The sequence below is a fragment of the Spirillospora sp. NPDC052242 genome (genome assembly GCF_040679555.1).
Lineage (GTDB): Bacteria > Actinomycetota > Actinomycetes > Streptosporangiales > Streptosporangiaceae > Spirillospora.
Genome location: NZ_JBFAUZ010000019.1, coordinates 47,549 through 74,288, shown reverse-complemented (window position 1 = coordinate 74,288; position 26,740 = coordinate 47,549). Strand labels below are relative to the sequence as shown.

Genomic DNA, 26,740 nt, shown 5'->3' with positions numbered 1-26,740 from the left:
CGGGGCCACCGGAACACCCGGCGGCACCCCGATCACACCGCCGCGTCGGCCAGGGCCGTCAGGTCCGTGAGGATCTCCGAGGCGGTCACCGGGTCCAGTTCGGCGAAGGCGCGCCCCGTGTCCTCCCGCGGCGGCCACCAGTCGGGACGGTCACCGATCCAGACCCGCTCGATCACGTCGGTCTCCTCGATGATCGGCCGGTTGACGTTGAAGCCCGAGCGGAGGCTGATGACCACGCAGTACGACGCGGCCCGGTACTCCAGCCAGCGCTGGGCGCCGTTGTCCTGCGGGGCGCCCCGGCGCCAGCGGCGCTTCTCCAGCCCGAGCAGCCGCCCGGACGGCACCTCCAGCTTCTCGAACCGGGCGAGGCACCAGGCGGCGCGCTCGTCCTCGGTGAACGCGTGGACGGGCCGGGCGAGCTGCGCGAACGGCTGCAGGATCTCGTAGTCGGCGAACACCTCGCTCCACGCGGCGAGCCCGTCGCCGAGGTGCAGCGGGTGCGGGAGCCGGACCTCGGCCTCCTCGGGCGGGACGAACGCGTCGTCGCGGACGTCGGCGAACGTGCCGTCCTCCGCCAGGCGGAAGCCCGCGCCGCCGGACGTCCAGACCAGGCGGCGCACGACGTGCCGCATCAGCGGGTGCCCGGCGAGATGCTCGCGGAACTCGGCGGCGCGCCAGACGCGGCCGTCGAGCATCGCGCGTTCGAGCCGTCCGAGCTGCGCCGCGGCGGTGGCGCGCACGTCCTTCTTCAGCGCGGCGAACGCCTGGTGCGCGGCGGGCGCCGACTCGGGATCGTCCTTCACGCCCGGCTTCGGGAGGGTCTTGCGGAGCTTGCCGGACTCGTCGACCACGAACGGCTTGAGCTGCTCGTCGAACCCCACGGTGAACCGGCGGGGCCCGTAGTCCAGGACGAGGACGCCGTCACCGTCGAGCCCGAAGCGCGGGACGAGCCGGTCGGCGAGCTGGTCGCCGGTCAGTCCGAGCCCCTCCGCGACCTCCGCCAGCTTGCCCTCCGCCTCGCCCCGGAGCCCGCCGAACTTCGTCCCGCGGGCGATGCCGTCGAGGGCGCGCAGCGCCGCCTCGGTGCCGATCGCGGCGAAGACGTCCAGTGCCTGGACGGCCCGGTGGTGCAGGTTCCGGCCGGGCCAGTCGCGGACGATCGGGGCGAGCCGCGCGGCGGTCGAGTCGTCGCCGAGGAGGCCGAGCGCGTCGATCGTCCAGGCGTCCGCCCCGGGGGCGCCCGCCGCCTCCCAGCGCTCGAACAGCCGCCAGGCGACGTCGGCGAGGGCCCCGGGGGCGCAGGCGGCGCGGACGCCGGCGAGTCCGGGGTGCGGTTCGCCGGCTTCCGCCGACAGGGCGAGCAGGGTGACGAACGCCTCGACGGCGGCGGGCGGCAGCGCGGAGCCGTCCCGGAGCGGGACCTCCAGCCCCGCGGTCGCCCACTCCCCCGGGCGCGGCGGCGCGAGATGGGCGAACAGCCACCGGTCGCCGGGCTCGGTGGGAGGGAGGTCGGCGACGATCGGCGCGACGGCCACGCCGTGCTCCCCGGCGGCGCGGATCACCGCGTCCGCCGAATGCCGGGCCGCGAGGGCGCGCAGGGCGAGCCACGCGTTCGCCCGCGCGGTCGCGCGGGCGGTCGCGCGGGCGCCGAGGGCGGCGGGGAGGAGGTAGGGCACGGCGTCGACGCCGTGCCGGTCGAGCCACGCGCGGGCGGTGTCGCGCGCGTCCCGGTTCGCCGCGGTGAGCCAGTTCGCGACGAGCGTCGCCACCGCGCCGTCCAGGAACGGGCCGATCGCGTAGCCGAACAGGGCCGCCGAACTGCGGGCGGCGGCGACGACGGGCTTGACGGCGTCGGCGCCGAACCGGGCGGCGACCCCGCCGAGGCGCTCCGCGGCGTCGCCGTGGTCGAGGGCCGTGGGCTTCCAGCGCGCGAGGAGCGGCCGGACGAGCTCGTCGGGCCCGTGCCCGAGCAGCGTGAACTGGGCGTGCGCCGGCCAGAGATACCCGACGGCGAACCCGCGCGCGTCCTCTTCCCAGTCCTCCCCCGCCGGCCCCGCGCCCGCCGGGCCTCCGGCGCGGGACGTCCAGCCGTCGCGCTCGCCGGGCGCCCACTCCGCCCGGGCGGGCGGCGCCGCGAGCCCCTTGACGACGGTCCGCTCGGGCTCCCGCCACCCGGTCAGCCACGGCGGTCGTACGAGCACGTCCGGTACACGGTCCACGGTGTCCCCTCCGTCGGAAGATCGCGCTGGCCGGATCACCGTAGCGGCGCCCGCCGACAGCGGCGCTCGGGCGATGCGGGACGATGGCGGTCCCGCATACGAGGAGGTCAGAGTGGAGATCGGGGACGGGACCCTGGCGGTGGGCGCGGGACGCCCGGCCGCGGAGAAGTTCGCGCCGACGCTGCCGGGACCGGCGTTCGCCGCGCACTACCATCTGCCCGGCGAACCGGCCGGGCCCTACACCTACGGCCGCGACGCCAACCCGACGTGGACGCTGCTGGAGCGCGCCATCGGCGAACTGGAGGGCGGCGCCGAGGTGTCGGTGTTCTCGTCCGGGATGGCGGCGATCGCGGCGGTGCTGCTCTCCCAGGCGAAGGCGGGCGACGCGGTCGTCCTGCCGACGGACTGCTACCAGACGACGCGGTCCCTCCGGGAGCGGCTGGAGTCCTACGGCGTCGAGGTCCGGATGGGCCCGACGGCCCGCGACGCCCAGCTCGAACTGCTCGACGGGGCCCGCCTCATCTGGCTGGAGACCCCCTCGAACCCGAACCTGGACGTGTGCGACGTCGCCCGCATCGTCGAGGCGGCGCACGCGGGCGGCACCCTCGTCGCCGTCGACAACACCCTCGCCACGCCGCTCGGGCAGCGCCCCCTCGACCTCGGCGCCGACTTCTCCGTCGCCAGCGACACCAAGGCGATGACGGGCCACGGCGACCTCCTGCTCGGCCACGTCGCCACCCGGGACCCCGGGCTCGCCGAGAGCGTCCGGTGGTGGCGCAAGACGGTCGGCGCGATCCCCGGGCCGATGGAGGCGTGGCTGGCGCACCGGTCGCTCGCGACCCTGCAGCTGCGGCTGGACCGGCAGTCGGCGAACGCGCTCGCGCTCGCCGAGGCGCTGCGCGGCCGTCCCGAGGTGTCCGGGCTGCGCTACCCGGGGCTCCCGGACGACCCGTCGCACGCCCTCGCGTCCCGCCAGATGAAGCGGTTCGGCTGCATCGTGTCGTTCACGCTGCCCGACGAGGCGTTCGCCGAACGGTTCCTCGGCGCCCTCACCCTGGTGACGCAGGCGACGAGCTTCGGCGGCGTGCACAGCTCGGCGGAGCGGCGCGGCCGCTGGGGCGGCGACGCGGTCGAACCGGGGTTCGTCCGGTTCTCGGTCGGCGTCGAGGACACCGCCGACCTCGTCGCCGACGCCCTGCGCGCCCTCGACGCCGCCCGGACCTGACCGGCCGCCGCGGGGCTGATCCGGCGGCGGGGCGGGTAGGTAGACGGGCGTGACGAAACCGTTCGCCTCGTCCGCCGACCTGGACGAGAAGGAGCAGACGTTCGAGGTCCTCGCCGACGGCGTGTACGCGCTGACGGCCGAGGGCGACCCCAACGTGGGCGCCGTCGAGGGCGAGGACTTCGTCGTGTGCTTCGAGGCCCTGGCGACGCCGGTCGCGGCGCGGCGGTGGCTCGCACGGCTGCGCGAGCACACCGACAAGCCCGTCCGGTACCTGGTCCTGTCGCACTACCACGCGGTGCGGACGCTGGGCGCGAGCGCGTTCGACGCCGACGTGGTCGTGGCGCACCACCGGACGCGCGCGCTCATCGCCGAGCGCGGGGCGCAGGACCGGGAGTCCGAGCACCGCCGGATGCCGCGGCTGTTCGTCGAGCCGGACTCGATCCCCGGGCTGACGTGGCCGACCGCGACGTTCGACGCGTCGTTCACCGTCCATCTCGGGGGCGACCGCGGCGAGCTCGTCCTGCGGTACTGCGGCCGGGGGCACACCGAGGGCGACATCGTGGCGTGGCTGCCGAAGCACCGGATCCTGTTCGCGGGCGACCTCGTCGAGGCGCGGGCCGCGCTCTACACCGGCGACGCCTTCCACCGCGACTGGGCGGGCGCGACCCTCGACCGGGTCGCCGCGCTCGGCGCCGAGACGCTCGTCGGCGGGCGCGGCGCCGTCGCGCGCGGCCGGGAGGAGGCCGCCGCGGCCGTCGCGCAGACCCGCGAGTTCCTGCGGGTGATGATCCGCGAGACGTCGGCCGTCCGGCGGGACGGCGGCACGCTCAAGGACGCGTTCCGGGCGGTGCACGCGGCGCTCGAACCCCGCTACGGCCGCTGGCCGATCTTCGAGCACTGCCTGCCGTTCGACGTGGCCCGCCTGTGGGACGAGCTGTCGGGCGTGGAGCGCCCGCGCGTCTGGACGGCGGAGCGCGACCGGGCGGTCTGGGATGAGCTCCAGGGCTGACGTCGTCATCGCGGGCGCCGGGCCGGTCGGCCTCGTGACCGCGCTGCTGCTGGCCCGGTCCGGCGTGCCGAGCGTCCTGCTGGAGGCCGCGGACCGCCGCGAGACGACCGGGTCCCGCGCCATCTGCTTCCAGCGGGACGTCCTGGACGTGCTCGCCCGCGCCGGCTGCGGCGACGACCTCGTCGCCCGCGGCGTCACCTGGACGACGGGGCGCACGTACTACCGCGACACCGAACTGTTCGCGGTGACGTTCCCCGACCCGGGCGAGGGGGTCACCCCGCCGTGGATCAACATCTCGCAGTCCGAGGTCGAACGGCGCCTGTGCGACCTCGTCGCGGCCGAACCGCTGATCGACCTCCGCTACGGGCACCGGGTCGTCGCGCTGGAGCAGGACGACGCGGGCGTCGAACTGACGACGGCGAACGGGGCCCGCGTCCGCGGCGCCCACGCCGTCGGCGCCGACGGCGCGCACAGCACCGTGCGCCGCCTCCTCGGCATCGGATGGCCCGGCCGCTCGTTCGCCGACCGCTTCCTCATCTGCGACGTCCGCGCCGACCTGCCGTTCCCGAACGAGCGCCGCTTCCACTTCGACCCGGTGTGGAACCCGGGCCGCCAGGTGCTCGTCCACCAGTGCCCCGACTCCGTGTGGCGCATCGACTGGCAGGTCCCCGAGGACTTCGACCTGGACGCCGAACGGGCGTCGGGCGCGCTCGACGCCCGGATCCGCCGGATCGTCGGCGACGCCCCGTACGAGCTCGTCTGGACGACCGCCTACCGGTTCCACCAGCGGTGCGCCGCGACGTTCCGCGCGGGCCGCGCCTTCCTCGCGGGCGACGCGGCGCACGTCTTCGCCCCGTTCGGCGCGCGCGGCCTCAACTCGGGCGTCCAGGACGCCGAGAACCTCGCCTGGAAGCTCGCCTTCGCGCACCGCCACGGCGCGCCCGACGCCCTGCTCGGCACCTACGACGCCGAACGCCGCGCGGCGGCGCTGGAGAACCTGCGGGTGACGACCCGCACGATGGAGTTCCTGGTCCCCCGGACGCCCGAGCAGCGCGAACACCGCATCCGCACCCTGGAGCGCGCCCTGCACGACCCGGACGCCCGCGCGGCCATCGACTCCGGGAAGCTCGCCGAACCGTTCCGCTACACCGACTCGCCGCTGACCACGCCGTCCGGCACGTCCCTCCCGGGAACCCTCTGCCCGGACGCCCCATGCCTCCTCGACGGCGAACGGTCACGGCTCCGCCGCCTGTTCGGCACGAGCATGGTCGTCCTCGTCCCCTCCCGCCACGCGACCGCCGTGACGGCGGACGTCCCCCACCGGGTCATCGCGCTGGAGGACGTGGGCGCGGAGGCCGCACTGCCGCCGCACGGCGCGATCGTCGTCCGCCCGGACGGCCACATCGCCGCCGCCCTCCCCGCCTTCGACCCGGCCGCCCTCCGCACCGCCCTCCACCGCGCCTGCGCCCACCCCGCCTGAAGCGGTCACTGGGTCGCGAGGGTGATGCACTGGCGCAGGACCTCGACGGCCTCGGGGGCGCCGTCGATCCGGACGTCGCCGCCGCGGTTCCAGACCCAGCGCAGCAGGGCCTCCGGCGGGCCGGTGAGGGTGACGTCGGACGGGCCGTCGCCGGGGCCGTCGTGGACGTCGAACAGGTCCGGGCCCGTCCGGACGCGCCACTCCGCGCCGTCCGTCCGCAGCGCGTACGTCCGTTCGGGGGTGCCGCCGAGGACGCCGGTGAAGTACTCGCCCCACGTGGCCAGGCCGTACGCCACGCAGACCTTGAGCAGTTCGTCGACGCCGTCGGCGGCGAGGTCGGGCGGGACGGGTGCGGGCGGGCGCCCGAGGGCGAGTTCGGCGTCGATGCGGTGGATCAGCGTCTCGTGCGCCATGCGGCGCATCCAGAAGCCGACGGTCTGGTCGGGGGCGTACCAGGTGACGGCCGGGTCGCCGGGCTCGTGGGCGGTGAGCTCGGCGCGCAGGTCGGCGTAGGTGCGGTCGAGCAGGACGAGCGGGTCCTCGGCGGCGAGGTCCGGCGGGGGCCACGGTTCGGGCTCGGCCCCTTCGCGGACGGTGCGCGTCTTGTGGAGGTACACCTCGCCGACGTGGCGGGCCAGGTCGGCGACGGTCCAGCCGGGGCACGTGGGAACGGGAGCGGAGAGGCCGGACGCCGCGATCGCGCGGAACCGGGAGAAGTCGTCCTCAAGGTGGTCGAGGAAGCGGGCGTGGTCCATGCCGGGCAGTCCAGCAGGTTCCGCCGCGCCGATCAACGCGGCCGGGGAACCGGGGGCCGGGGGCGATCATCTCAGTCCCGTGGTGAGCGATGGGGACGGGCGGACGGGAGCGGGCGCGGAGGAGCTGCGGCGGCGGTACCGGGCGGCGCGGGGGCTCTGCCCGGACGAACCGGGCGGCGACAAGGCGCGGTACCTGGCCGAGATGGAGGCGCTGCACGCGGACGCGGAGGCGCACGGCGAGCCGGAGATCCTCTTCGAGATCCGGATCGAGTACGCGTACTCGCTGGGATTCAAGGGCTGGACGGAGCACTCCCGGGAGGCCGTCGCGCCGCGGCTCCGGGTGCTCCGCAAGAGCCTCCTGATGTGGCACGAGGCGCCGCACCGGTACGACCGGTCGTGCGTCGAGGCGATGTGGACGCAGTTCTACCGGCTGCTCGACTGGTACACCCGGTTCGATCCGGAGCCGGCCGACCGGACGCACCGGCTGATCGACGAGCTGGAACGGTACTGCCCGCCCACGCGGACCGCGGCGCGGTACGCGCTCGACACCGCGCGCATGCGGCTGGAGGCGCGGCGCGGCGACGTCGGCGAGGTCGAGCGGCTCTGGCGGCGGCTGCGAATGCAGGACGTGCCGGCGGAGCATTTCCTCCCGGACGGCCCGGCCCGGGGCGACGCGACCATGTGGACTCAGCTCGGCCGCCACGAACTCGCGATCGAGGCGATGGCGCCCGTGCTGGCCGGGCAGATCCCCGCGCGGGCGGGGGACGCGGCCGTCCTCCTCATGCCGTACCTGCACACCGGCCGGGCGGCGGAGGCGGTGGCGCTGCACCAGCGCACGTACACCCGGTCCGGGATGAAGCTGGAGGACGTCGCCGCGCACCTGGAGTTCTGCGCCCGCACCGGCAACGAGGAACGCGGGCTGGACGTCCTGCACCGCAACCTCGGCCGGATGGGGTACGGCTGCCGGTACGTCGTGGAGGCGTGGACGGCGGCCGCGGCGGCGCTGCTGTGCCGGCGGGCCGCGGGCAAGGGGCTCGACCGCGAGTGGGTCTGGCCGTGCGGGTGCGCCGACCCCGGCTGCACCGATCTGGCGATCTGGAGCTGGTCCGAACTCGGCGCCCACCTGCGGTGGCGGGCGGGCAGGTTCGCGCGCCGAGTGGACGAACTGAACGGGACGTCCTTCTTCGGGGAGCGGATCGACGCGCTCGTCCACGCCGAACCGCTGGTCGACGGGCTCGAACTGCCGCCGGACGCCGAGCCGCCGTCGCACCTGGCCGTCCCGCCGCCGTCCGCCCACCTGGACGCCGCCGACGCCGCGAGCCTGCGGGAGGTGCTGGAGCGGGCGCGCGGGGTGGAGGAGCCCATGCCGCGCATCGTGCTGACCCAGCGGGTGATGCAGAACGCGATGGCGGCGGGCGAGCCGGGCGTGCTCGCCGACGCGCGACTACGGCTGCTGGACGACCTGCGGGGGCTCGGGTGGCGCGGCTGGACCGGGCACCGGTTCTCGGCGCTGCGGGAGCTGTTCCGCATGCTCGACGAGCGGGCGGTCCCGGCGGAGCCGGATCGTCTCGACGCGCTGTGGCGGGCCGTCCCGGCCGTGCTGGACGAGTCGCTGACGCGGCCGGGGCCGCATCTGCGGCAGGTCCGCGACCTCCTCGACTCCGCGGAGCGGCACCACCGTCCCGGGACGGAGGACCTGCACCACGTCCGCTGGTTCCGCACCGAGGCCGCCGCCCGGGCGGGGGACGCCGCCGCGGCCCGGGCGGCGTGGGCGCGGTTCCGTGAGCTGCCGCCGGTGGAGCGGTACTCCGCGCGCGAGAACGTCCTGCGGAGCGCGGGATGGTGGCTCGACCTCGGCCGCGACGAGGAGGCGGCCGAGGCGATGGCGCCGCTCGCGGGCGACGACCGCGAAGACCTCCTGCTCGCGGTCCGCCTCCGGGCGGGACGGACGGCCGAGGCCCGCGAGCTGCACGAGCGCACCCACCGGACGGCGCGGAACGCCCCGGAGGTCACCGCGCACCTGCGGTACTGCGCGGACGCCGGGCTGCTCGACCGCGGCCGGGAGATCCTGCACCGGACGCTCGACCTGTTCCACGGTTCGGGCGAGGACGACGACTTCGCGTTCGCGGACATGCGGCTGTACGCGGCGGGGGCCCGGGTGTGCGAGCTGCTGGCGGAGGCCGGGCACGACGGGGCCTGGACGTGGCCCGCGGACGCGTGCTGCGAGCCCCAGGACGACTGGACGTACGCGCGGCTGGCGCGCGAGTGCCGCGCGTCCGCCGCCGAGGAGGCGCGCCGCTGGGAGGAGGTCCTCGGCACGTCCTTCCACACCCGGGCGGTCGCCGGGTGAACCCGCGGGAACCGTGCGGGGAAGGCGATCATCTCAGTGGGGTGATGACGAGTCGGGAACCAACGGGGGCGCGGAGCTTCAACGTCGATCTGCGCGGGATCGTCGACCTGCTGAGCCGGCACCTCTACAGCAGCCCCCGCGTGTACGTGCGGGAGCTGCTGCAGAACGCGGTGGACGCGATGACGGCGCGGGGCGCCGGGCCGGACGGGGCGGACGGGACGGACGGGGCGGGCGCGCCGATCCGGTTCGAGACCGGGAACGGGGAGCTGCGCGTCCATGACGCGGGCATCGGGCTGACCGAGGCGCAGGTGCACGAGCTGCTCGCGACGATCGGGAACTCGTCGAAGCGGGACGAGCTGGGGCTGGCGCGGCACGACTTCCTGGGGCAGTTCGGGATCGGGCTGCTGTCGTGCTTCCTCGTCGCCGACGAGATCGAGGTGGTGACGCGCAGCGCGGCCGTCCCGGACGCCCCGGCGGTCGTGTGGCGGGGGCACGCGGACGGGCACTACACCGTGGAGCCGGGGCACCGGGAGGAGCCCGGGACGACCGTCGTCCTGCGGGCCCGCCGGGACTTCGGGCACTGGCTGGAGGCGTCCACGGTCCGGGAGCTGGTGCGGCACTACGGCGCGATGCTGCCCTGCGACGTGCGGGTGGACGGGGAGCGGGTCACCGAGCCGGCGGCGCCGTGGGAGCGGGGCCGCGACGAGCTGCTCGGGTACGGGACGCGGGTGCTGGGCGCGGTGCCGTTCGACGCCGTCGAGCTGGAGGTGCCGGAGGCGGGGCTGCGGGGCGCGGCGTTCGTCCTGCCGTACGAGAGCAACCCGAGCGAGCGGGCGACCCACCGGGTGTACCTGAAGCGGATGCTGCTGGGCGACCGGGTCGAGGGCGTGCTGCCGGAGTGGGCGTTCTTCGTCCGGTGCGTCGTGGACGCCGGGGAGCTGCGGCCGACGGCGAGCCGGGAGCAGCTGTACGACGACGAGCTGCTGGCGGTGACGCGGGAACGGCTCGGCGACGCGCTGCGGTCGTGGCTGGTGCGGCTGGCGGCGACCGACCCCGCCCGGATGCGGGACTTCCTGAAGGTGCACTACCGCGGGGTGATGGCGCTGGCGGTGCACGACACCGAGATGCTGCGGATCGTGGACGAGCAGGTCCCGTTCGAGACGAGCGAGGGGAACGTCACGCTCGCGGAGCTGCGGGCGCGGCACCGCTCGATCCGGTACACGCCGCGCGTCGAGGAGTTCCGGCAGCTGTCGGGCATCGCCGCCGCGCAGGGCATCGCGCTCGTCAACGGCGGCTACGTCTACCACGTCGAGATCCTGAACCGGCTGCGGCGGCTGGACCCGGACCTGGACGTCCGCAGGCTGGAGACGTCGGAGCTGGCGACGCGGTTCGCCCCGGTGGGGCCGGGCGTGGAGTTTTCGGCCCGCGATTTCCTGGAGGCCGCGCGGCGGACCCTCGCGGGGCTGGGCTGCGAACCGCTGCTGCGGTCGTTCTCCCCCGCGTCGCTGCCCGTGGTGTACCTGGAGGGCGACCCGGGCGGGCACGGCGCCGACGACGACGCCGACGGCGTCTGGGCGGAGTTCATCGACACCGGGGAGCCGGAGCGGGCCGGGCCGCGGCTGGTGTTCAATCACCGCAACCCGATCGTGGCGCGGCTGACGAGCACCCCGAACGTCCGGGTCGTGGAGCTGTCGGTCGAGGCGCTGTACGGGTACGCGCTGCTGACCGGGAACCGGCCGCTGCGGCCGGACGACGTGGCCGGGGTGAACCGCGCGTTCCTCGGGCTGGTCGAGCACGCCGTCCGGGAGGGCTGATGGCCGCGCTCGACGGCGAGGAGCTGCGGCGGCGGCACAAGGCGGCGTGGCGCCTCGAACCGGGCAAGCCGGGCGGCGGCAAAGAGCAGTTCGTGGCCGCGATGGAGGCGGTGCTGGCCGACGCGGAGGCGCTCGGCGACCCGGAGACGCTGTTCCGGGTCCGCATCGACTACGGGTACGCGCTGCGCTCGAAGAGCTGGAAGGAGCGCTCCCAGGAGGTCATCGGGGAGGCGCTCGGCGTCCTCCGCAAGGCGCTGCTGATGTGGCACGCCGAACCGCACCGCTACAGTCCCGCGCACGTCACGGCCATGTGGACGCAGCTCTACAACGTCCTCGACTGGTACATCCGGATGGACGTCCAGCCGGCGGACCGCGTCCACCGGCTGATCGACGAGCTGGAGCGGTACTGCCCGCCGGAGCGGCGCTGGTCGCGGTACGCGCTGGACGACGCCCGCATGGACCTCGAGGCGCGCCGCGGGAACGTCGCCGAGGTGGAGCGGCTGTGGCGGAAGCTGCGGGTGCAGGGCACGCCGGAGGAGCACTTCGTCCCCGACGGGCACGCGGGCGGCAACGCGCGCATGTGGGCGCGGCTGGAGCGGTACGACCTCGCGATCGAGGCGCTGGCGCCGGTGGTGTCCGGCCGGATCCCGGTGCGGGAGGACAACGCGTACGAGACCGCCCTGCTGATGCCGTACCTGCACACCGGGCGGCTCGACGAGGCGGTGGCGGCGCACCAGCGCACGTACGCGCTGCCCGGGCTGACGTACGAGGACGTCGCCGCGCACCTGGAGTTCTGCGCCCGCACCGGCAACGAGGAGCGCGGCCTGGACGTCCTGCACCGCAACCTCGACCGGATCGGGTTCGACTGCCGGTTCGAGGTGCACCTGTGGACGGCGGCCGCGGCGGCGCTGCTGTGCCGCCGCGTCTGCGCGCTGGGGCTCGACCGCGAATGGTTCTGGCCGTGCGAGTGCGACGATCCCTCCGACTGCGACTACCTGCCGCTGATCACGTACGCCAAGCTGGGCGCGCAGCTGCGCTGGCGCGCGGTGAACCTGGCGCGCCGGATCGGCGAGATGGACGGGACGATGGACCTTCCGGAGCGGGTCGAGGCGCTGATCCTCGCCGAACCGGTCGTCGACCGGCTGGAGCTGCCCGCGCCGTCCGCGCCGCCCGCGCGGGACGCCGCTCCCCGGCTCGCCGCGCACCTGGACGTCACCGACCCCGGCGGGCTGCGGCGCGAGCTCGGCCGGGCGCGGGCCGTCGAGGGGGCGCGGCTGCGCATCGGCCGGACGCAGCAGGTGGTGCAGAACGCGACCGCGGCGGGCGCCGCGGACGTCCTCGCGGACGCCCGGTTCGCGCTGCTGGACGACCTGCTGGCGGAACGCCGGGAACGGTGGCGGCGGGACCTGTTCTCGACGGTGGAGGAGCTGCTGCGGCTGCACGGCGACCGTCCGGACCTGTTCGGCGCGGAACGGCTGGACGCGCTGTGGCGGGCGGTGCCGGTGACGCTGGACCGGGTTCTCGCGCGCACCGGTCCGCACCTGCGGCAGGTCCGCGACCTGCTCGACCGGCTGGAGCCGCGGTGCCGCCCGGGCACCGACGACCTCCACCACGTCCGCTGGTTCCGGACGCAGGAGGCGGCGCGGCGCGGCGACCGGGACGCGGCGCGGGCGGCGTGGGCGGAGTTCCGCGCGCTGCCGCCCGCCGCGCGGTACGCCGCGCGCGGGCCCGTCCTGCGGAGCGTCCGGTGGTGGCTCGACCTGGGATGCGACGGGGAGGCGTTCGCCGCGGCGGCGGCGCTCCCGGCGGGCGACGAGCGCGCGGATCTGCTGCTGCCCGCCCTCCTGCGGGCGGGACGGGCGGAGCGGGCGCGGGAGGTGCACGAGCGCGCGCACCGGACGGCGTCCGGTGCGGCGGAGGTCGCCGCGCACCTGCTGTACTGCGCGGAGACGGGGGCGCTGGAGCACGGGCGGGAGATGCTCCTGCGCGTCCTCGACCTGTACCACGTCACCGACGACGAGGACTGGGAGTTCGACCTGCTGCGCGCGTACGCGGGCGCGATCCGGGTGAGCGAGGGGCTGGTCGCCGCCGGGCTCGACGAGCCGTGGACGTGGCCCGCCGACGCGTGCTGCGAGCCGGAGGACGGCTGGAGCTTCGCCCGGCTGGCCGCCGCGTGCCGCGACTACCTCGGCGTCCACGCGCACCGCTGGGAGGAGGTCCTGGGGACGGCGTTCCACACCCGCGCCGCCTTCGGCCTCGCCGACGGCCGCACCGGAAAATACGGGTGATCCCGGGGCGGGCCGGACAGTAGTGTGCGCGCTCATGGACGATCCGCAGGCGCTTCTCGACAACGGCGACATCCCCGGGCTGCTGCGGCATCTGCGGGCGAACGCCGACGACATGGACCTCCGGGAGCTGGCGCGGCTCACCGAGGGCGCCGCCGCGGCGTCCGGGTTCGACGATCTGCGGGAGGCCGCGGCGGCCGTCGCCGGGACGGGCGGACGGCGCGGCCGGTTCGGCCGCGGCGGCCGGGGCGGGGAGCCGGGCCCGCAGGAGCTGTACGACTTCGGGTACGCGTGCGTCGAGCGCGGGGCGGCGGCCCTCGCCGTCCCGGCGCTGCGGGCGGCGCTGGTGCGGCTGCCCGGGGAGATCGGGCTGGTGCGGGAGCTGGCCGCCGCGCTGGAGCGGGAGCACCGGCACGCGGAGGCGGTCGCGGAGCTGGACGCCCGCGCGGCGCTGCTGGAGCCGTGGCCGGACCGGTACCTCCTCGCCTACAACGCGTTCATGGCCGGGGACGTCGCCCGCGCGGAGGAGGCGGCGCGGGGGCTGCCGGAGCCGGACGGGACGTGGGCGCCCGCCGCGGAGCGGCTGCACCGCATGCTGGCCCGGGCGCGGGCGGTCGGGGCGGTGTCGCCGCTGGACGACCGCGACCTGCGGGGCTGGCAGTTCGCGGTGGCCGGGGCGGTGCTGCTGACGCTGTCGCCGCACGGGTTCGCCGCCGGGATGACCGGCCGGTTCGCCTACCTCGGGGACGCGTACGCGCAGTGCCGCCGCAGCGTGGAGCGGCTGCGGCTGGTGCTCGACGCGGCCGGGCCGGCCCCGGACCGGGTGATGCCGCTGCCGGACCGGTCCAGCACCGTCCTCGGGCTGGCGGCCGCGGAGCTCCTGGGGCTGCCCGCGGAGCCGTTCGCGCCGGGGCGGCCGGGGTCGCTCGTCGTCGCCTACGACCTGAACGAGACGGACGGCGACGTGTTCGGCGGCCTGTGGGAGCGGGCGGAGGGGCAGGTGCTGTTCGAGCACGCCACCTGCTGGACGGACCCGCCGCCGATCACCGCGGACGTGAGCGGGCTGCTGCACCAGGTGGTCGTCCCGCCGTGGGGCGCGGGGCTGCGGGCGACGCCGGGCGGGGCGGTGGAGCGGGCGGAGCCGGACGGGCGTCCCGCCGAGGAGGTCGCCGCCGAGATCGTCCGGGCGGCGCCGGACGTGGACGAGGGCGACGGCGAGACCCCGCCGGACCCGGACGGCGCCCTGGCCGCGCTGGTCGCGGCGGTGCGGCCGCAGTGGCCGGCCGGGCCCAGGGAACGGGTCGGTTCGCCCGGGCCCGTGCGCAGCTCGCGATTCGCCTGACGGCCCCGGCGCCGGCCGCTCCGGTCGGCGCCGGGCCCGGTCAGCGCGGGGTCCGGACGGCGGCGTCCAGGGCGGCGACGGCCTCGGAGAGGGGGCCCGCGGGCAGCTCGCCGAAGCGCCGCGGCGGTTCGTCCGGGGTCCAGGCACGGTAGGGGCTGTCGACGAGCCGCACCCCCCGGACCGTCTGGTCGTCGATGCCGTACGACTCGTACTCGGGCAGACCGGGGTCGAGGTCCGCGGCGATGCCGCGCTCCCCGACGCGGACCGCGATCCACGCCCGGCGGCCCCCGTCCGCCGAAGCCTGCCGCCAGCCCCCGCGCAGCAGCGCCCGCACGCCCGCGGCCGGGAGCACGGCGCCCTCGAACCGGGCGAGGCGGTCCGCGCGCCGCTCGTCCTCGGTCAGGGGGTGGCAGGGGCGCCCGAGCTGCGGGAACGGCTGCAGGATCTCGTAGTCGGCGAACAGGCCCGACCACGCCTTCAGCTCGTCCTCGCCGAGGTGGACGGGGTGCGCGACGGTGATCTCGGCGCCGGGCGGGAGGACGACGGTCTCGTCGGCGGCGTCGGCGTGGGTGCCGTCCTCGGCGATGCGGAACGACACCCCGTTCGCCGCCCGCCACACGAGGCGGCGGGCGATGTGCCGCACGAGCGGGTGCCCGGCGATGTACGCGCCGAACTCGTCGGGCGTCCAGCCCCGCCCGTCGATCATGGCGCGCTCCAGGTGGGCGATCCGGTCGGCGCTGACGACGCGGACGTCGGTCTTGAGCCGCGCGAACCGTTCCCGGGCCGCCGCCGCGAGGGCGGGATCGTCCTGCACGCCCGGTTTCGGGAGGCTCTTGCGGACCCGGCCGTGCTCGTCGACGACGAACGGGACGAGCCGGTCGTCGAGGGCGGCCGTGAAGCGGCGCGGGCCGTAGTCGAGGGTGAGCGTGCCCTCGTCGTCCAGGCCGAGGTCGGGGACGAGCCGGTCGGCGAGCCGCTCGGCGGTGAGGCCCCGCGCCCCGGCGACATCGCCGAGGCGGTACCAGGCGACGCCGCGGACAGTCTTGGTGCGCGCCCGCATCGCGATGTCGTTCAGGTGCTCCGCCGCCGCGTCCCCGCCGATCTCCGCGAGCGCGCGCAGCGCGCCGCCCATCAGGTCGGCGGTGTCCGGTTTCGTCCAGCCGGCGACCAGCGGGGCGAGGCGGTGGACGGTCCCGGCGTCGCCGAACCGGCCGAGGGCGCGCATCGCGAACCCGTCGCGGGCCGGATGCCCCCCGTCCCGCCACGCCTCGAACAGCCCCCACGCGAACGCGGCGAGGGACGCGGGCTCGCAGATCTCCGGAATCTCGGCGAGGGCGTCGTCCACGCCGGGGAACTCGTGCGGGCGGCCCGCCATGGCGAGGAGCAGCACGAGGTTGCGGGTGGCGTCGGCGGGGAACGCGCCGCCGCCGTCCCGCAGCACCGGGCGGGGCAGCGCGGCGATGTCCGCCCAGGCGGGCGGCTTCGGCGGCGCGGCGGGGCGCTGCGCCGGGACGACGCCGGACGGCGCGTCGGCCAGCATCCGCTCGACGGCGCCGGCCGCCTCGTCGCCGTAGGCGCGGGCGGCGCGCACGACGAGGCCGGCGTCCATGGCGGCGACGTGCCGGAGCGCGTGGACCGCGTACCGGCGGGGCGCGGCCGCGCCGCCGAGGGCGTCCGGCACCAGGTAGTACCCGGCGGCGAGCGGGCCGTGCCGCTCGAACCAGTCCTCGGCGAGGTGCCGCGCCGTCTTCAGCTTGTAGAGCCAGTAGGCGGCCAGGCGGGCCGTGTCGGCGCCGAGCAGGGGGACGGCCGCCCAGCCGTTGCGGGCCGGGCGCGATTCGGCCATCTGGACCACGAGGTCCCACACGTCCGTCTCGTAGCGGGCGAGGAGGGGCCGCAGCCAGTGCCCGAAGCTCGCGTCGTCGCGGGGCGAGAACGTCGCGAGCAGGGGGCGGGCCAGGTGCTCGGGCGCGCGGACGAGCACGTCGGCCTGGTTGAAGGCCGCGCCCCCGTACTGGCCGAAATGCCGGTCGATCTCCGCCCGCCAGTAGTTCTCGTCCTCGGTGCCGGGAGGCGCGAGCCACTGCTCGCGTTCGCCGGGCGCCCAGCGGACGCGGCGTCCGGGCGGGGGTTCCAGGCCCTCGACGATGACCGCCTTCCAGTCGGCGGTCCGCTTCGGCCTGCGCAGCCAGGGCGGGTCGGTGAGGGCCTCGGGGAGCGTCGGTGTCATGGGAACTGCCTTCCGGTCAGCGGGCGGCGGCGGCGAGGCGGGCGAGGTCGGCGAGGATCTCGGACGCGGTCACGGGATCGAGGTCGCCGAACGTGAGGCCGGTGCCCCGGGCGGAGTGGCGTTCGCCGGGCCGGTCGGCGATCCGGACGCCGAGGGTCTGGTCGCCGAACTCGTCGGGGCGGTCGACGGTGATCCCGGGAGTGAGGTCGATGACGACGAACCGTCCGGTCCCGGCGCGGCGGGAGATCCGGTCCTCGACGCCCGCGTCCTGCGGCGCGCCGCGCTCCCAGCCCCGGTTCACCAGGCCGAGGACGGCGCCCGGCGGGATCTTCAGCCCGTCGAGACGGGCCAGCGCGGCGGCGGCCCGCTCGTCCTCGGTGAGGACGTGGACGGGGCGGCCGAGCTGCTCGAAGGGCTGCAGGATCTCGTAGTCGGCGAACACCTCGCCCCAGGCCGCGACGCCGTCGCCGAGGTCGAGCGGGTGCGCGACCCCGACCCGCGCGGTCTCGGGGAGGACGATCGCGTCGTCGGCCGCGTCGGCGAACGTGCCGTCCTCGGCCACGCGGAACGGTGTGATCGCCTGGCCGTCGTCCTCGGCGAGCCACACCAGGCGGCGGACGAGGTGGCCGACGAGGGGATGCCCGGCGAGCAGGTCGCGGAACTCGGGGACGGACCAGCGGCGGCGGTCCACCATCGCCCGTTCGAGCCGCGTGACCTGGTCGGCCGCGACCGTCCGGACGTCCTTCTTCAGGGCCGCGAACCGCTTGTGGGCGGCGGGCGCGAGGTCGGGATCGTCCTTGGCGCCCGGCTTCGGCAGGGCCTTGCGCGTGTCGCCGTCGCCGTCGGTGATCGTGGGCTTGAGCTGCTCGTCGAAGCCGATGGTGAAGCGGCGCGGGCCGTAGTCGAGGGTGAGGGTCCCGGACGCGTCGAGGCCGAAGTCGGGGACGAGCCGGTCCGCGAGCTGGTCGGGGGTGAGTTCGAGCCCGGCGGCGACCTCGTCGATCTTGTCCTGCGCGCGGGTTTTGAGGGCTTTGAACTTCACCCGCTGGGAGATGGAGTGCAGGTGCATGAGGGCCGTGTCGGTGCCGATCCCGGCGAGGACGTCGAGCCCGGTGACGGCCTTCGCGTGCCCGCCCTCCCCCGGCCAGGCCCGGATGACCGGCGTGAGGCGGCGGACGGTCTCGTCGTCGCCGGTCAGCGCGAGCTGGGTCAGTGCCCAGTTCTCCTTCGAGGGCGCACCGCACGTCTCCCACCAACGGAACAGCGCCCACCCGAACTCCGCCAGCGACTCCCGATCGCACAGCCCCCGCACCACGTGCACACCCGCGTACGCGGCGTCCGGCGTGGACATCGCCAGCATCGTGAGGACGTGCGCGGCGGCCTCGTCGGGCAGGGCGCGCGTCCGGTCGCGCAGGAGGAGCCGAGGGAGGACGCGCGGGTCGACCCACTCGTGGGACGGGATCTTCGTCGGGAGGTCGTCCAGCGGGTCGGCCGCGAGCAGCGCCTCGACCGCGGCCGCCGCCGCGTCCCCGTGGACGCGCGCCGCCGCGACGACCGGCTCCGGCCCGTGGCGGTCGGCGATCAGGCGCAGCGCGGCCTCGGCGGCACGGCGCGCCGCGCCCGCCTTGCCCAGCGCGTCCGGGACGAGCGCGGGCACGGCGGCGGCACCGTGCCGCGCGAACCAGGCCCGGGCCGTCCGACTCGCGGTCTTCAGGCGGACGAGCCAGTCCGCCATCGCCCGCGCGATCTCGTCGCTGAGCAGCGGCAGCAGGACCCCGGCGAGGTTCGCCGGGTTCGCGCGGGCGGCCGACAGCGCGGGATCGTGCGCGTCCGTCCCGAACCGTCCGACGAGCACCCGCATCCAGTCGGCCGTGTCCCAGGCGGCCGGGGGCTCCCAGCCCGCGAGGAGCGGCCGGACGGCGTCCTCGGGGCCCTTCACGAGGACGACGACCTGCTGGTGCGGGGGGATCTTGTCCAACTTCCCGGCCAGCTTCGCGAAGTCGAGCCGGTCGGACCACCGCCACAGGTAAGGCGTCCGGGACGTCCACGCCTCGCGCTCGTCCGGCTCCCACACGGCCGCGCGATGCCCGGTCGGGGCCAGGCCCTTGATGACGACGGCCTTCGCTTTGGCGCGGGGCCGCATCCACGGCGGCTCGGTCAGCAGCGGCGGCAGATCGGTGGCGGCCGGGACGCGCGTGTTCGCGTCGAGAATCTCCCGGACCCGCGTCCGCGCCGTGGCCGACAGGGCCGGGAGCGTCTCCTCGGCGAGGTCCGGATGGGACCGGACGTGCCCGGTGAGCAGCTCGGCGACCTGCGGCTCGTCGACCTCGGGCAGCAGCCGCATCGCCCGGGCCGGGAACCGGCGGGCGGCGGCCAGCAGCGCGGGCGGGACGCCCGGACGGCCGATCCGCTCGACCAGCGCCCGGAACGCGTCGTCCAGCGGCAGCGCCGCGAGGACCTCGAGGAGGACGCGGTCGCCGGCGAGGTGGTCGTCGTCCAGGGCGTCGAGGAGGAGCGGGAGGACGGGCCCGGGGCCGACGCCGTCCACGAGGGTCGCCAGGACGTCGAGCGTCGGGTGGTGGCGGTCGAGCGGCACGCCGAGCGCGGCGGGCTGGTGCGGCTCGCCCAGCGAGCACAGCAGCATCCACCACCGTTCCGGGGTGTGCCGGCCGGAGTTCTCGCAGAACTCCTCGACCCAGTCCCGCCGGGTCGGCGCGAGGTACACGGCGATCAGCCGCCGGAGGTGGTGGTCGCGCCGCCGCGCGAGCCCCTCGACGGCCGCCGCGTACTCGTCGTCGGGCGCGGCGGCGAGCCGGGCGCGCAGCCGCCGGACGGTGCCCTCCTCGATCCACGGTTCGAAGCTCGCGTCGGACGGGCGGCGCGGCCGGACGCCCGTCCACCTGAGCCCGCCGCCGCCCTTCGCCCGCCGTTTCCGGCGCGGGGGCTGGTGGGTGACGGCGTGCTCGGCGCGGAGCCCGCCCATCTCCGTGAACGCGCATGCGGCGAACGCGACGCCGTGGCCGGCCGTCCAGGCGTCGACGAACAGCCGGTCCGCCCTCTCGTGGTGCATCTGGCAGAGGGCGACGGTCACGAGCGCGACCGCCGCCGCGCCCCGCGGGTCCGCGTCGCCGTTCAGGTGGGCGCGGGCCGCCTCGGCGACCGCCGCGTCGGTGCCGGGGAGTGCGAGAACCTCCTCGATCTCGTCGCGCCGCTCATCGACGAGCGACCGCACGCGGTCGGCGGCGTCCCGGTCGGGAGCCGGCGGCGCCGGGACCGGCGGACGGTCCCGGCGCGGGTGCAGCACGCGCCGCCAGCCGTCCGGCATGGTGAAGGTGTTCTCGTCGCTCATTGCGGGTCCCCGGTCAGGTGGATCAGGTCGGCGAGGGCCTCGGACACGATGACGGGATCGAGGTCGCCGAAGCGGAGCGGCGGGGCGTTGTGCCGCCGGTGGCGGTCCGGCCGGTCGGCGAGCCGGACGTCTTCGAGCACCTGGTCCTCGAACTGGTCGGGCGCGCCGACGGGAATGCCGGGATCGAGGCCGACGACCAGGAACCGTTCCGGGGCGAGGCGGCGGGAGATCCACGTCTCGATGCCGTTGTCCAGCGGCGCGCCCCGCTCCCAGCCCCGGTGCACCAGGCCGAGGACGGCCCCGGCCGGGACCTTCGCCCCCTCGAACCGGGCGAGGCGTCCGCTCTCCCGCTCCTCACCGGTGAGCGCATGGACGGGACGTCCGAGCTGCGGGAACGGCTGCAGGATCTCGTAGTCGGCGAACACCTCCGACCACGCCTTCTCCTCCTCGCCCAGATGCAGGGGGTGGGCGATGCCGATCGGGGCGGTCCCGGAGAGGACGATCGCGTCGTCGGCCGCGTTCGCGAGCGTGCCGTCCTCCGCGACGCGGAAGGCCCGGCCGTCGTCCGTCCGCCAGACGAGACGGCGCACGAGGTGCCCGACCAGCGGGTGCCCGGCGAGCAGCTCGCGGAACTCGCCGAGCGGCCACCGGCGGCCCGTGACCATCGCCCGTTCGAGGCGGCGGATCTGGTCGGACGCGACCGCCCGGGCCTCCTTCTTCAGCTCCGCGAACCGCTTGTGCGCGGCGGGCGCGAGGTCGGGATCGTCCTTGGCGCCCGGCTTCGGCAGCGCCTTGCGCACCTTGCCGTCCTCGTCGGCGATCACCGGCTTGAGCCGCTCGTCGAACGCGACGATGAAACGGCGGGGACCGTAGTCGAGGGTGAGCGTGCCGGAGGCGTCGAGTCCGAAGTCCGGGACGAGCCGGTCCGCGAGCTGGTCGCCGGTGAGTCCGAGCCCGGCCGCGACCTCCTCGATCTTCTCCTGCGCGCGTGCCTTGAGCGCCTTGAACTTCACCCGCTGGGACAGGGAGGCCAGGTGGGTCAGGGCCGTGGCGGTGCCGATCCCGGCCAGGACGTCCAGGCCGAGGACGGCCTTCGCGTGGCCGCCCTCGCCCGGCCACGCGCGGATGACCGGAGACAGGCGGCGGACGGTCTCGTCGTCCCCGGTCAACGCGAGCTGGGACAGCGCCCACTTCTCCTTCGACGGTGCGTCGCACAGCTCCCACCGGCGGAACAGCGCCCACCCGAACTCGGCCAGGGACGACGGGTCGCAGATCTCGCGGACGACCTCCAGGCCCCAGTACGGGGCGCCCGGCGCCGACATCGCGAGCATGGTGAGGACGTGCGCGGCCGCCTCGTCCGGGAGGGCGTGCGCCCGGTCGCGGAGGAGGATCTGCGGGAGCGCCCGGACCTCGACCCAGTCGTGGGACGGGATCTTCTTCGGGAGGTCGTCGCCGGGTGCGGCCAGCAGCGCCTCGACCGCCGCGGCCGCCTCGTCGCCGTGCGCGCGGGCCGCCGCGACGACCGGTTCGGCGCCGTGCCGGTCCGCGATCAGGCGGAGGGCCGCCTCGGCGGCGCGGCGGGCGGGACCGGGCTTGCCGAGCGCGTCCGGGACGAGCGCGGGCGCGGCGGCGGCGCCGTGCCGGGCGAACCAGGCACGGGCGGTGCGGCCCGCGGATTTCAAGCGGACGAGCCAGTCCGCCATCGTCCGCGCGATCTCGTCGCTCAGCAGCGGCAGCAGAAGCTTTCCGGCGGACGCCGGGTCGCGGCGGGCGGCGAACAGGGCGGCGTCGTGCGCGTCCAGCTCGAACCGTCCGACGACGACCCGCATCCAGTCGCCGGGCTCCCAGGTGTCCGCGGGCTCCAGGGCCGCGAGCAGCGGGCGGACGGTGGCGTCGTCGCCCTTCGTGAACAGCAGCGGCTCTTGCGGAGGGGTCAGCTCACCGGCCGTGAAGTCCGCGGCGAGCTTCGCCAGATCCCGCCGGTCGGCCCCTCCCCGGACGTACACCGCCCGGCCGGACCACTCCGCGCGCTCGCCCGGCTCCCAGACGACCGCGCGGACATTGGGCGACGGCAGGTCCCTGAGGACGACGGGCTTCGCCTTGGCGCGGGGCCGTGTCCAGGGCGGCTCGGTCAGCAGCGGCGGCAGATCCGTGGCGGCCGGGACGCGCGTGTTCGCGTCGAGGATCTCCCGGACCCGCGTCCGCGCCGTAGCCGAAAGCGCCGGGAGCGTCTCCTCGGCGCGGTCCGGATGGGAGCGGACGTGCCCGGCGAGCAGCTCCGCGACCTGTGAGGCATCGGCTTCCGGCAGCAGCCGCATCGCCCGGGCCGGGAACCGGCGGGCGGCGGCCAGCAGCGCGGGCGAAACGCCCGGACGGCCGATCCGCTCGACGAGGGTTCGGAACGCGTCGTCCGTCGGCAGCGCGGCGAGGACCCCGAGGAGGAGGCGGAGATGGTCGACGCCGATGTAGCCGTCGTCGGCGGCGTCGACGAGGAGCGGCACGACCGGCTCGGGCCCGACGCCGTTCACCAGGGTCGCCAGGACGTCCAGGGCGCGGTCGTTGTGGTCGAGCGGCAGGCCGAGCGCGGCGGGCTGGTGCGGCTCGCCCAGCGCGCAGAACAGCATCCACCGCTCCGGGGAGAGCCGGGTGGCGGTCTGGCCGGGGTCGGCGCACAGGTCCTCGACCCAGTCCCGCCGGGTCGGCGCCAGGTAGGCGGCGATCAACCGCGGGTGGTGGCGGTCGCGGTGACCCGCGAGCCGCTCCACCGCGTCGGCGTACACGTCGTCGGGCGCGGCGGCGAGGCGGCCGCGCAGCCGCCGGAGGGCGTCCCGCTGGATCCACCACTCGAGCTGCCCGTCGGCCGGGCGGCGGAACCGGACGCCCGTCCAGGTCGGCCCGCCGCGCCCCCTCCCCCGCGGGGACGGGGCGGCGACCTCGTACTCGGCGCGGAGCCCGCACATCTCCGCGAACGCGCACGCGGCGAACGCGACGCCGTGGTCGGCCGTCCAGGCGTCGGCGAACAGCCGGTCCGCGCCTTCCCGGTGCAGCGCCGCCAGGGCGACGGTCACGAGCGCGACCGCCGCCGCGCCCCGCGGGTCCGCGTCGCCGTTCAGGTGGGCGCGGGCCGCCTCGGCGACCGCGGCGTCGGTGCCGGGAAGCGCGACGATCTCCTCGATCTCGTCGCGCCGCTCATCGACGAGCGACCGCACGCGGTCGGCGGCGTCCCGGTCGGGGGCCGGCGGCGCCGGGACCGGCGGACGGTCCCGGCGCGGGTGCAGCACGCGCCGCCAGCCGTCCGGCATGGTGAAGGTGTTCTCGTCGCTCATTGGGGGTCCCCGGTCAGGTGGGAGAGGTCGGCGAGGGCCTCGGACACGATCACCGGGTCGAGGCCGTGGAAGGACGGCGACTCGCGGGCGCCGTACCAGTGGTTTTCGGGACGCTCGGCGAGCCGGACGGAGTGGAACTCCTGGTCCTCGAACTGGTCGGGCGCGCCGACGGGAATGCCGGGCTGGAGGCCGACGACGAGATACCGGTTCGCGGCGAGGCGGCGGGAGATCCAGTTCTCCATGCCCGCGTCCTGCGGCTCGCCGCGTTCCCAGCCTCGGTTCACCAGGCCGAGGACGGCACCGGCCGGGGCCTTCGCCCCCTCGAACCGGGCGAGGCGTCCGCTCTCCCGCTCGTCGTCGGTGAGGCCGTGGACGGGCCGTCCGAGCTGCGGGAACGGCTGCAGGATCTCGTAGTCGGCGAACAGGCTCGACCACGCCTCCACGGCGTCGTCCAGGTGGAGCGGGTGGGCTATCCCGACCCGCGCGGTCTCCGGCAGGACGATCGCGTCGTCGGCGGCGTCGGTGAACGTGCCGTCCTCCGCGACGCGGAACGCGATCGGGCCGTCGTCGGTCCGCCAGACGAGGCGGCGCACGAGGTTCCCGACCAGCGGGTGCCCGGCGAGCAGGTCGCGGAACTCGCCGAGCTGCCACCGGCGGCCGGTGACCATGGCCTGTTCCAGGCGGCGGATCTGGTCGGACGCGACAGTCCGCACGTCCTTCTTCAGGGCCGCGAACCGCTTGTGCGCGGCGGGCGCGAGGTCGGGATCGTCCTTGGCGCCCGGCTTCGGCAGCGCCTTGCGCACCTTGCCGTCCTCGTCGGCGATCACCGGCTTGAGCCGCTCGTCGAACCGGACGACGAACCGGCGGGGACCGTAGTCGAGCGTGAGGGTTCCGGACGCGTCGAGGCCGAGGTCGGGGACGAGCCGGTCCGCGAGCTGGTCGGGGGTGAGTTCGAGCCCGGCGGCGACCTCGTCGATCTTGTCCTGCGCGCGTGCCTTGAGGGCCTTGAACTTCACCCGCTGAGAGATGGAGTGCAGGTGCGCGAGGGCTGTGTCGGTGCCGATCCCGGCGAGGACGTCCAGCCCGGTGACGGCCTTCGCGTGGCCGCCCTCGCCCGGCCACGCGCGGATGACCGGAGACAGGCGGCGGACGGTCTCGTCGTCCCCGGTCAGCGCGAGCTGGGTCAGCGCCCAGCCGTCCTTCGAGGGCGCACCGCACGTCTCCCACCAGCGGAACAGCGCCCACCCGAACTCCGCCAGCGACTCCCGATCGCACAGCTCCCGCACCACGCGCACACCCGCATACGGGGCGTCCGGCGTGGACATCGCCAGCATCGTGAGGACGTGCGCGGCGGCCTCGTCCGGGAGGGCGCGCGTCCGGTCGTCGCGGAGCAGGATCTGCGGCAGCATCCGGGGCTCCGCCCAGCCGACGGACGGGATCTTCTTCGGGAGGTCGTCGAGCGGGTCGGCGGCGAGCAGCGCCTCGACCGCGGCCGCCGCCGCGTCCCCGTGGACACGCGCCGCGGCCACGACCGGCTCCGGCCCGCGGCGGTCGGCGATCAGGCGCAGCGCGGCCTCGGCGGCGCGGCGCGCCGCGCCCGCCTTGCCCAGCGCGTCCGGGACGAGCGCGGGCACGGCGGCGGCACCGTGCCGGGCGAACCAGGCCCGGGCCGTTCTGCTCGCGGTCTTCAGGCGGACGAGCCAGTCCGCCATCGTCCGCGCGATCTCGTCGCTGAGCAGCGGCAGCAGGAGCTCCGCGACCGCCGCCGGGCTGCGGCGAGCGGCGAACAGGGCGGCGTCGTGCGCGTCGAGCTCGAACCGTCCGACGACCACCCGCATCCAGTCGCCCGTCTCCCAGTCGTACGACGGTTCCCAGCCCGCGAGCAGCGGGCGGACCGTGCCGTCCGCGCTCCTCGCGAACAGGATCGTCTGCAGATGCGGCTTCAGTTCACCGGCCGTGAACCGCGCGGCGAGTTCCGCCGGGTCCTGCGGGCCCGCCCAGTGCTCGACGGGCACCGGCCGGCCGGTCCACTCCTCGCGCTCGCCCAGCTCCCAGGCGACCGCGCGGACACCGGACGGCGGCAGGTCCTCGATGACGACGGGCTTCGACTTCGCGCGGGTCCGCGTCCACGGCGGCTCGGTCAGCAGCGGCGGCAGATCCGTGGCGGCCGGGACCCGCGTGTTCGCGTCGAGAATCTCCCGGACCCGCGCCTGCGCCGGGCCGGACAGCGCCGGGAGCGTCTCCTCGGCGAGATCCGGATGGGACCGGACGTGCACGGCCAGCAGGTCGGCGAGCTGCGGGGCGTCGGCCTCGGGCAGCAGCCGCATCGCCCGGGCCGGGAACCGGCGCGCCGCGGCGACCAGCGCGGGCCGGACGACCGGGCGCCCGGCCCGGTCGGCGAGGGCCCGGAACGCGTCGTCCAGCGGCAGCGCCGCGAGGACGTCGAGAACGGTGCGCATCTGGTCGAGGGGGATGTACTCCTCGTCCGCCGCCTCGACGACGAGCGGGAGGACGGCCTCGGGGCCGACGCCGTCCACCAGGGTCGCCAGCACGCCGAGGTCGCGGTCGGCGTAGCCGAGCGGCAGGCCGAGCGCGGCGGGCCGGTGCGGGCGGCCCAGGGCGCAGAACAGCATCGACTGGCTTCGGGCGTCGCCGATCGTGATGCGGGCGGGGTCCGCGCAGAGGTCCTCGACCCAGTCCTCGCGGGTCGGCACGAGGTAGGCGGCGATCAGCCGCTGCAGTTCGTGTCCCCGCCGCCGTCCGAGTCCCTCGACCGCCGCCGCGTAGACGTCGTCCGGCGCGGCGGCGAGGTGGGCCCGCAGGCGCCGGACGGCGTCCGGCTCGACCCACCATTCGAGCTGCGCCTCGTCGGGGCGGCGCGGCCGGACGCCCTGCCAGCCGAGGCCGGTCCCGATCTCCGTGTGGTCCGCGAAATGCCGAACGGTGGCGCTCTCGACCACGTAGTCCGCGCCGATCGCGTGCAGCTCCGCGAAGGCGCACGCGGCGAACACGACGCCGTGCTCCGCGATCCAGGCGTCGATGAACGACCGCTTCCCGGTGTCGCGAGACGCCCGCTTCAGCGCGAGGGCCACGAGCGCGACCGCCGCCGCGCCCGCGGGGTTCGCCGCGCCGCGCAGGTGCGCGCGGGCCGCCTCGGCGATCGCCCGGTCGGTACCGGGCAGGCCGAAGACCATGTCCATGTCGGCACGGCCGTCGTCCACCAGCGCCCGAACGGAGGCGACGTCGTCCGGGCCGGGTCCGGGCGGTGCCGGGACGGGCGGGCGGTCGCGGCGGGGGTGCAGCGCGCGGCGCCAGCCGCTCGGCATGGTGAAGGCGTTCTCGTCGCTCATGCGAAT

The 26,740-nt window shown here is 76.1% G+C and carries 13 protein-coding genes; 7 read left to right on the top strand and 6 right to left on the bottom strand.

Annotated features, from left to right (window positions below; genetic code table 11):
- Positions 1 to 32: 32 nt before the first annotated feature.
- Positions 33 to 2,219, bottom strand: a complete 2,187-nt coding sequence (locus AB0L25_RS17545; RefSeq protein ID WP_500173203.1) for a DUF4132 domain-containing protein — start codon at positions 2,217 to 2,219, stop codon at positions 33 to 35.
- Between the two features lie 112 nt (positions 2,220 to 2,331).
- On the opposite strand from AB0L25_RS17545, the gene AB0L25_RS17540 reads away from it, so the two are divergent.
- Genes AB0L25_RS17540 through AB0L25_RS17530 form a run of 3 tightly spaced genes read left to right on the top strand, consistent with a single transcriptional unit; the run spans position 2,332 to position 5,933 of the window.
- Complete coding sequence (locus tag AB0L25_RS17540; protein ID WP_500173201.1) at positions 2,332 to 3,444, top strand: cystathionine gamma-lyase; 1,113 nt, start codon at positions 2,332 to 2,334, stop codon at positions 3,442 to 3,444.
- 49 nt (positions 3,445 to 3,493) lie between these two features.
- Positions 3,494 to 4,453 carry an MBL fold metallo-hydrolase gene (locus AB0L25_RS17535; protein WP_500173199.1) on the top strand — a complete coding sequence of 320 codons (960 nt, stop codon included), beginning with the start codon at positions 3,494 to 3,496 and terminating at the stop codon, positions 4,451 to 4,453.
- Positions 4,437 to 5,933, top strand: a complete 1,497-nt coding sequence (locus AB0L25_RS17530; RefSeq protein WP_500173197.1) for an FAD-dependent monooxygenase — start codon at positions 4,437 to 4,439, stop codon at positions 5,931 to 5,933. The genes AB0L25_RS17535 and AB0L25_RS17530 overlap by 17 nt, the downstream gene beginning before the upstream one ends.
- 5 nt (positions 5,934 to 5,938) lie before the next feature.
- On the opposite strand, the gene AB0L25_RS17525 is transcribed toward AB0L25_RS17530, so the two are convergent.
- On the bottom strand, positions 5,939 to 6,688 hold the full coding sequence (locus tag AB0L25_RS17525) for a maleylpyruvate isomerase family mycothiol-dependent enzyme (RefSeq protein WP_500173195.1): 750 nt from the start codon (positions 6,686 to 6,688) through the stop codon (positions 5,939 to 5,941).
- Between the two features lie 82 nt (positions 6,689 to 6,770).
- Here AB0L25_RS17525 and AB0L25_RS17520 point away from each other — a divergent pair, with 82 nt between their 5' ends.
- Genes AB0L25_RS17520 through AB0L25_RS17505 form a run of 4 tightly spaced genes read left to right on the top strand, consistent with a single transcriptional unit; the run spans position 6,771 to position 14,479 of the window.
- Positions 6,771 to 9,038, top strand: coding sequence for a hypothetical protein (locus AB0L25_RS17520; RefSeq protein ID WP_500173192.1), 2,268 nt, complete (start codon positions 6,771 to 6,773; stop codon positions 9,036 to 9,038).
- A 44-nt stretch (positions 9,039 to 9,082) separates the two neighbouring features.
- On the top strand, positions 9,083 to 10,852 hold the full coding sequence (locus AB0L25_RS17515) for an HSP90 family protein (RefSeq protein ID WP_500173190.1): 1,770 nt from the start codon (positions 9,083 to 9,085) through the stop codon (positions 10,850 to 10,852).
- Positions 10,852 to 13,140 carry a hypothetical protein gene (locus AB0L25_RS17510; RefSeq protein WP_500173188.1) on the top strand — a complete coding sequence of 763 codons (2,289 nt, stop codon included), beginning with the start codon at positions 10,852 to 10,854 and terminating at the stop codon, positions 13,138 to 13,140. The genes AB0L25_RS17515 and AB0L25_RS17510 overlap by 1 nt, the downstream gene beginning before the upstream one ends.
- A 34-nt stretch (positions 13,141 to 13,174) precedes the next feature.
- Positions 13,175 to 14,479, top strand: coding sequence for a tetratricopeptide repeat protein (locus AB0L25_RS17505; protein ID WP_500173186.1), 1,305 nt, complete (start codon positions 13,175 to 13,177; stop codon positions 14,477 to 14,479).
- Positions 14,480 to 14,519: 40 nt separating this feature from the next.
- On the opposite strand, the gene AB0L25_RS17500 is transcribed toward AB0L25_RS17505, so the two are convergent.
- Genes AB0L25_RS17500 through AB0L25_RS17485 form a run of 4 tightly spaced genes read right to left on the bottom strand, consistent with a single transcriptional unit; the run spans position 14,520 to position 26,734 of the window.
- On the bottom strand, positions 14,520 to 16,709 hold the full coding sequence (locus AB0L25_RS17500) for a DUF4132 domain-containing protein (RefSeq protein WP_500173184.1): 2,190 nt from the start codon (positions 16,707 to 16,709) through the stop codon (positions 14,520 to 14,522).
- A 16-nt stretch (positions 16,710 to 16,725) separates the two neighbouring features.
- Positions 16,726 to 20,058 carry a DUF4132 domain-containing protein gene (locus tag AB0L25_RS17495; RefSeq protein WP_500173182.1) on the bottom strand — a complete coding sequence of 1,111 codons (3,333 nt, stop codon included), beginning with the start codon at positions 20,056 to 20,058 and terminating at the stop codon, positions 16,726 to 16,728.
- Complete coding sequence (locus AB0L25_RS17490; RefSeq protein WP_500173180.1) at positions 20,055 to 23,384, bottom strand: DUF4132 domain-containing protein; 3,330 nt, start codon at positions 23,382 to 23,384, stop codon at positions 20,055 to 20,057. The genes AB0L25_RS17495 and AB0L25_RS17490 overlap by 4 nt, the downstream gene beginning before the upstream one ends.
- Positions 23,381 to 26,734, bottom strand: a complete 3,354-nt coding sequence (locus AB0L25_RS17485; RefSeq protein ID WP_500173178.1) for a DUF4132 domain-containing protein — start codon at positions 26,732 to 26,734, stop codon at positions 23,381 to 23,383. Before AB0L25_RS17485 ends, AB0L25_RS17490 begins: the two co-directional genes overlap by 4 nt.
- Between the last annotated feature and the right edge of the window lie 6 nt (positions 26,735 to 26,740).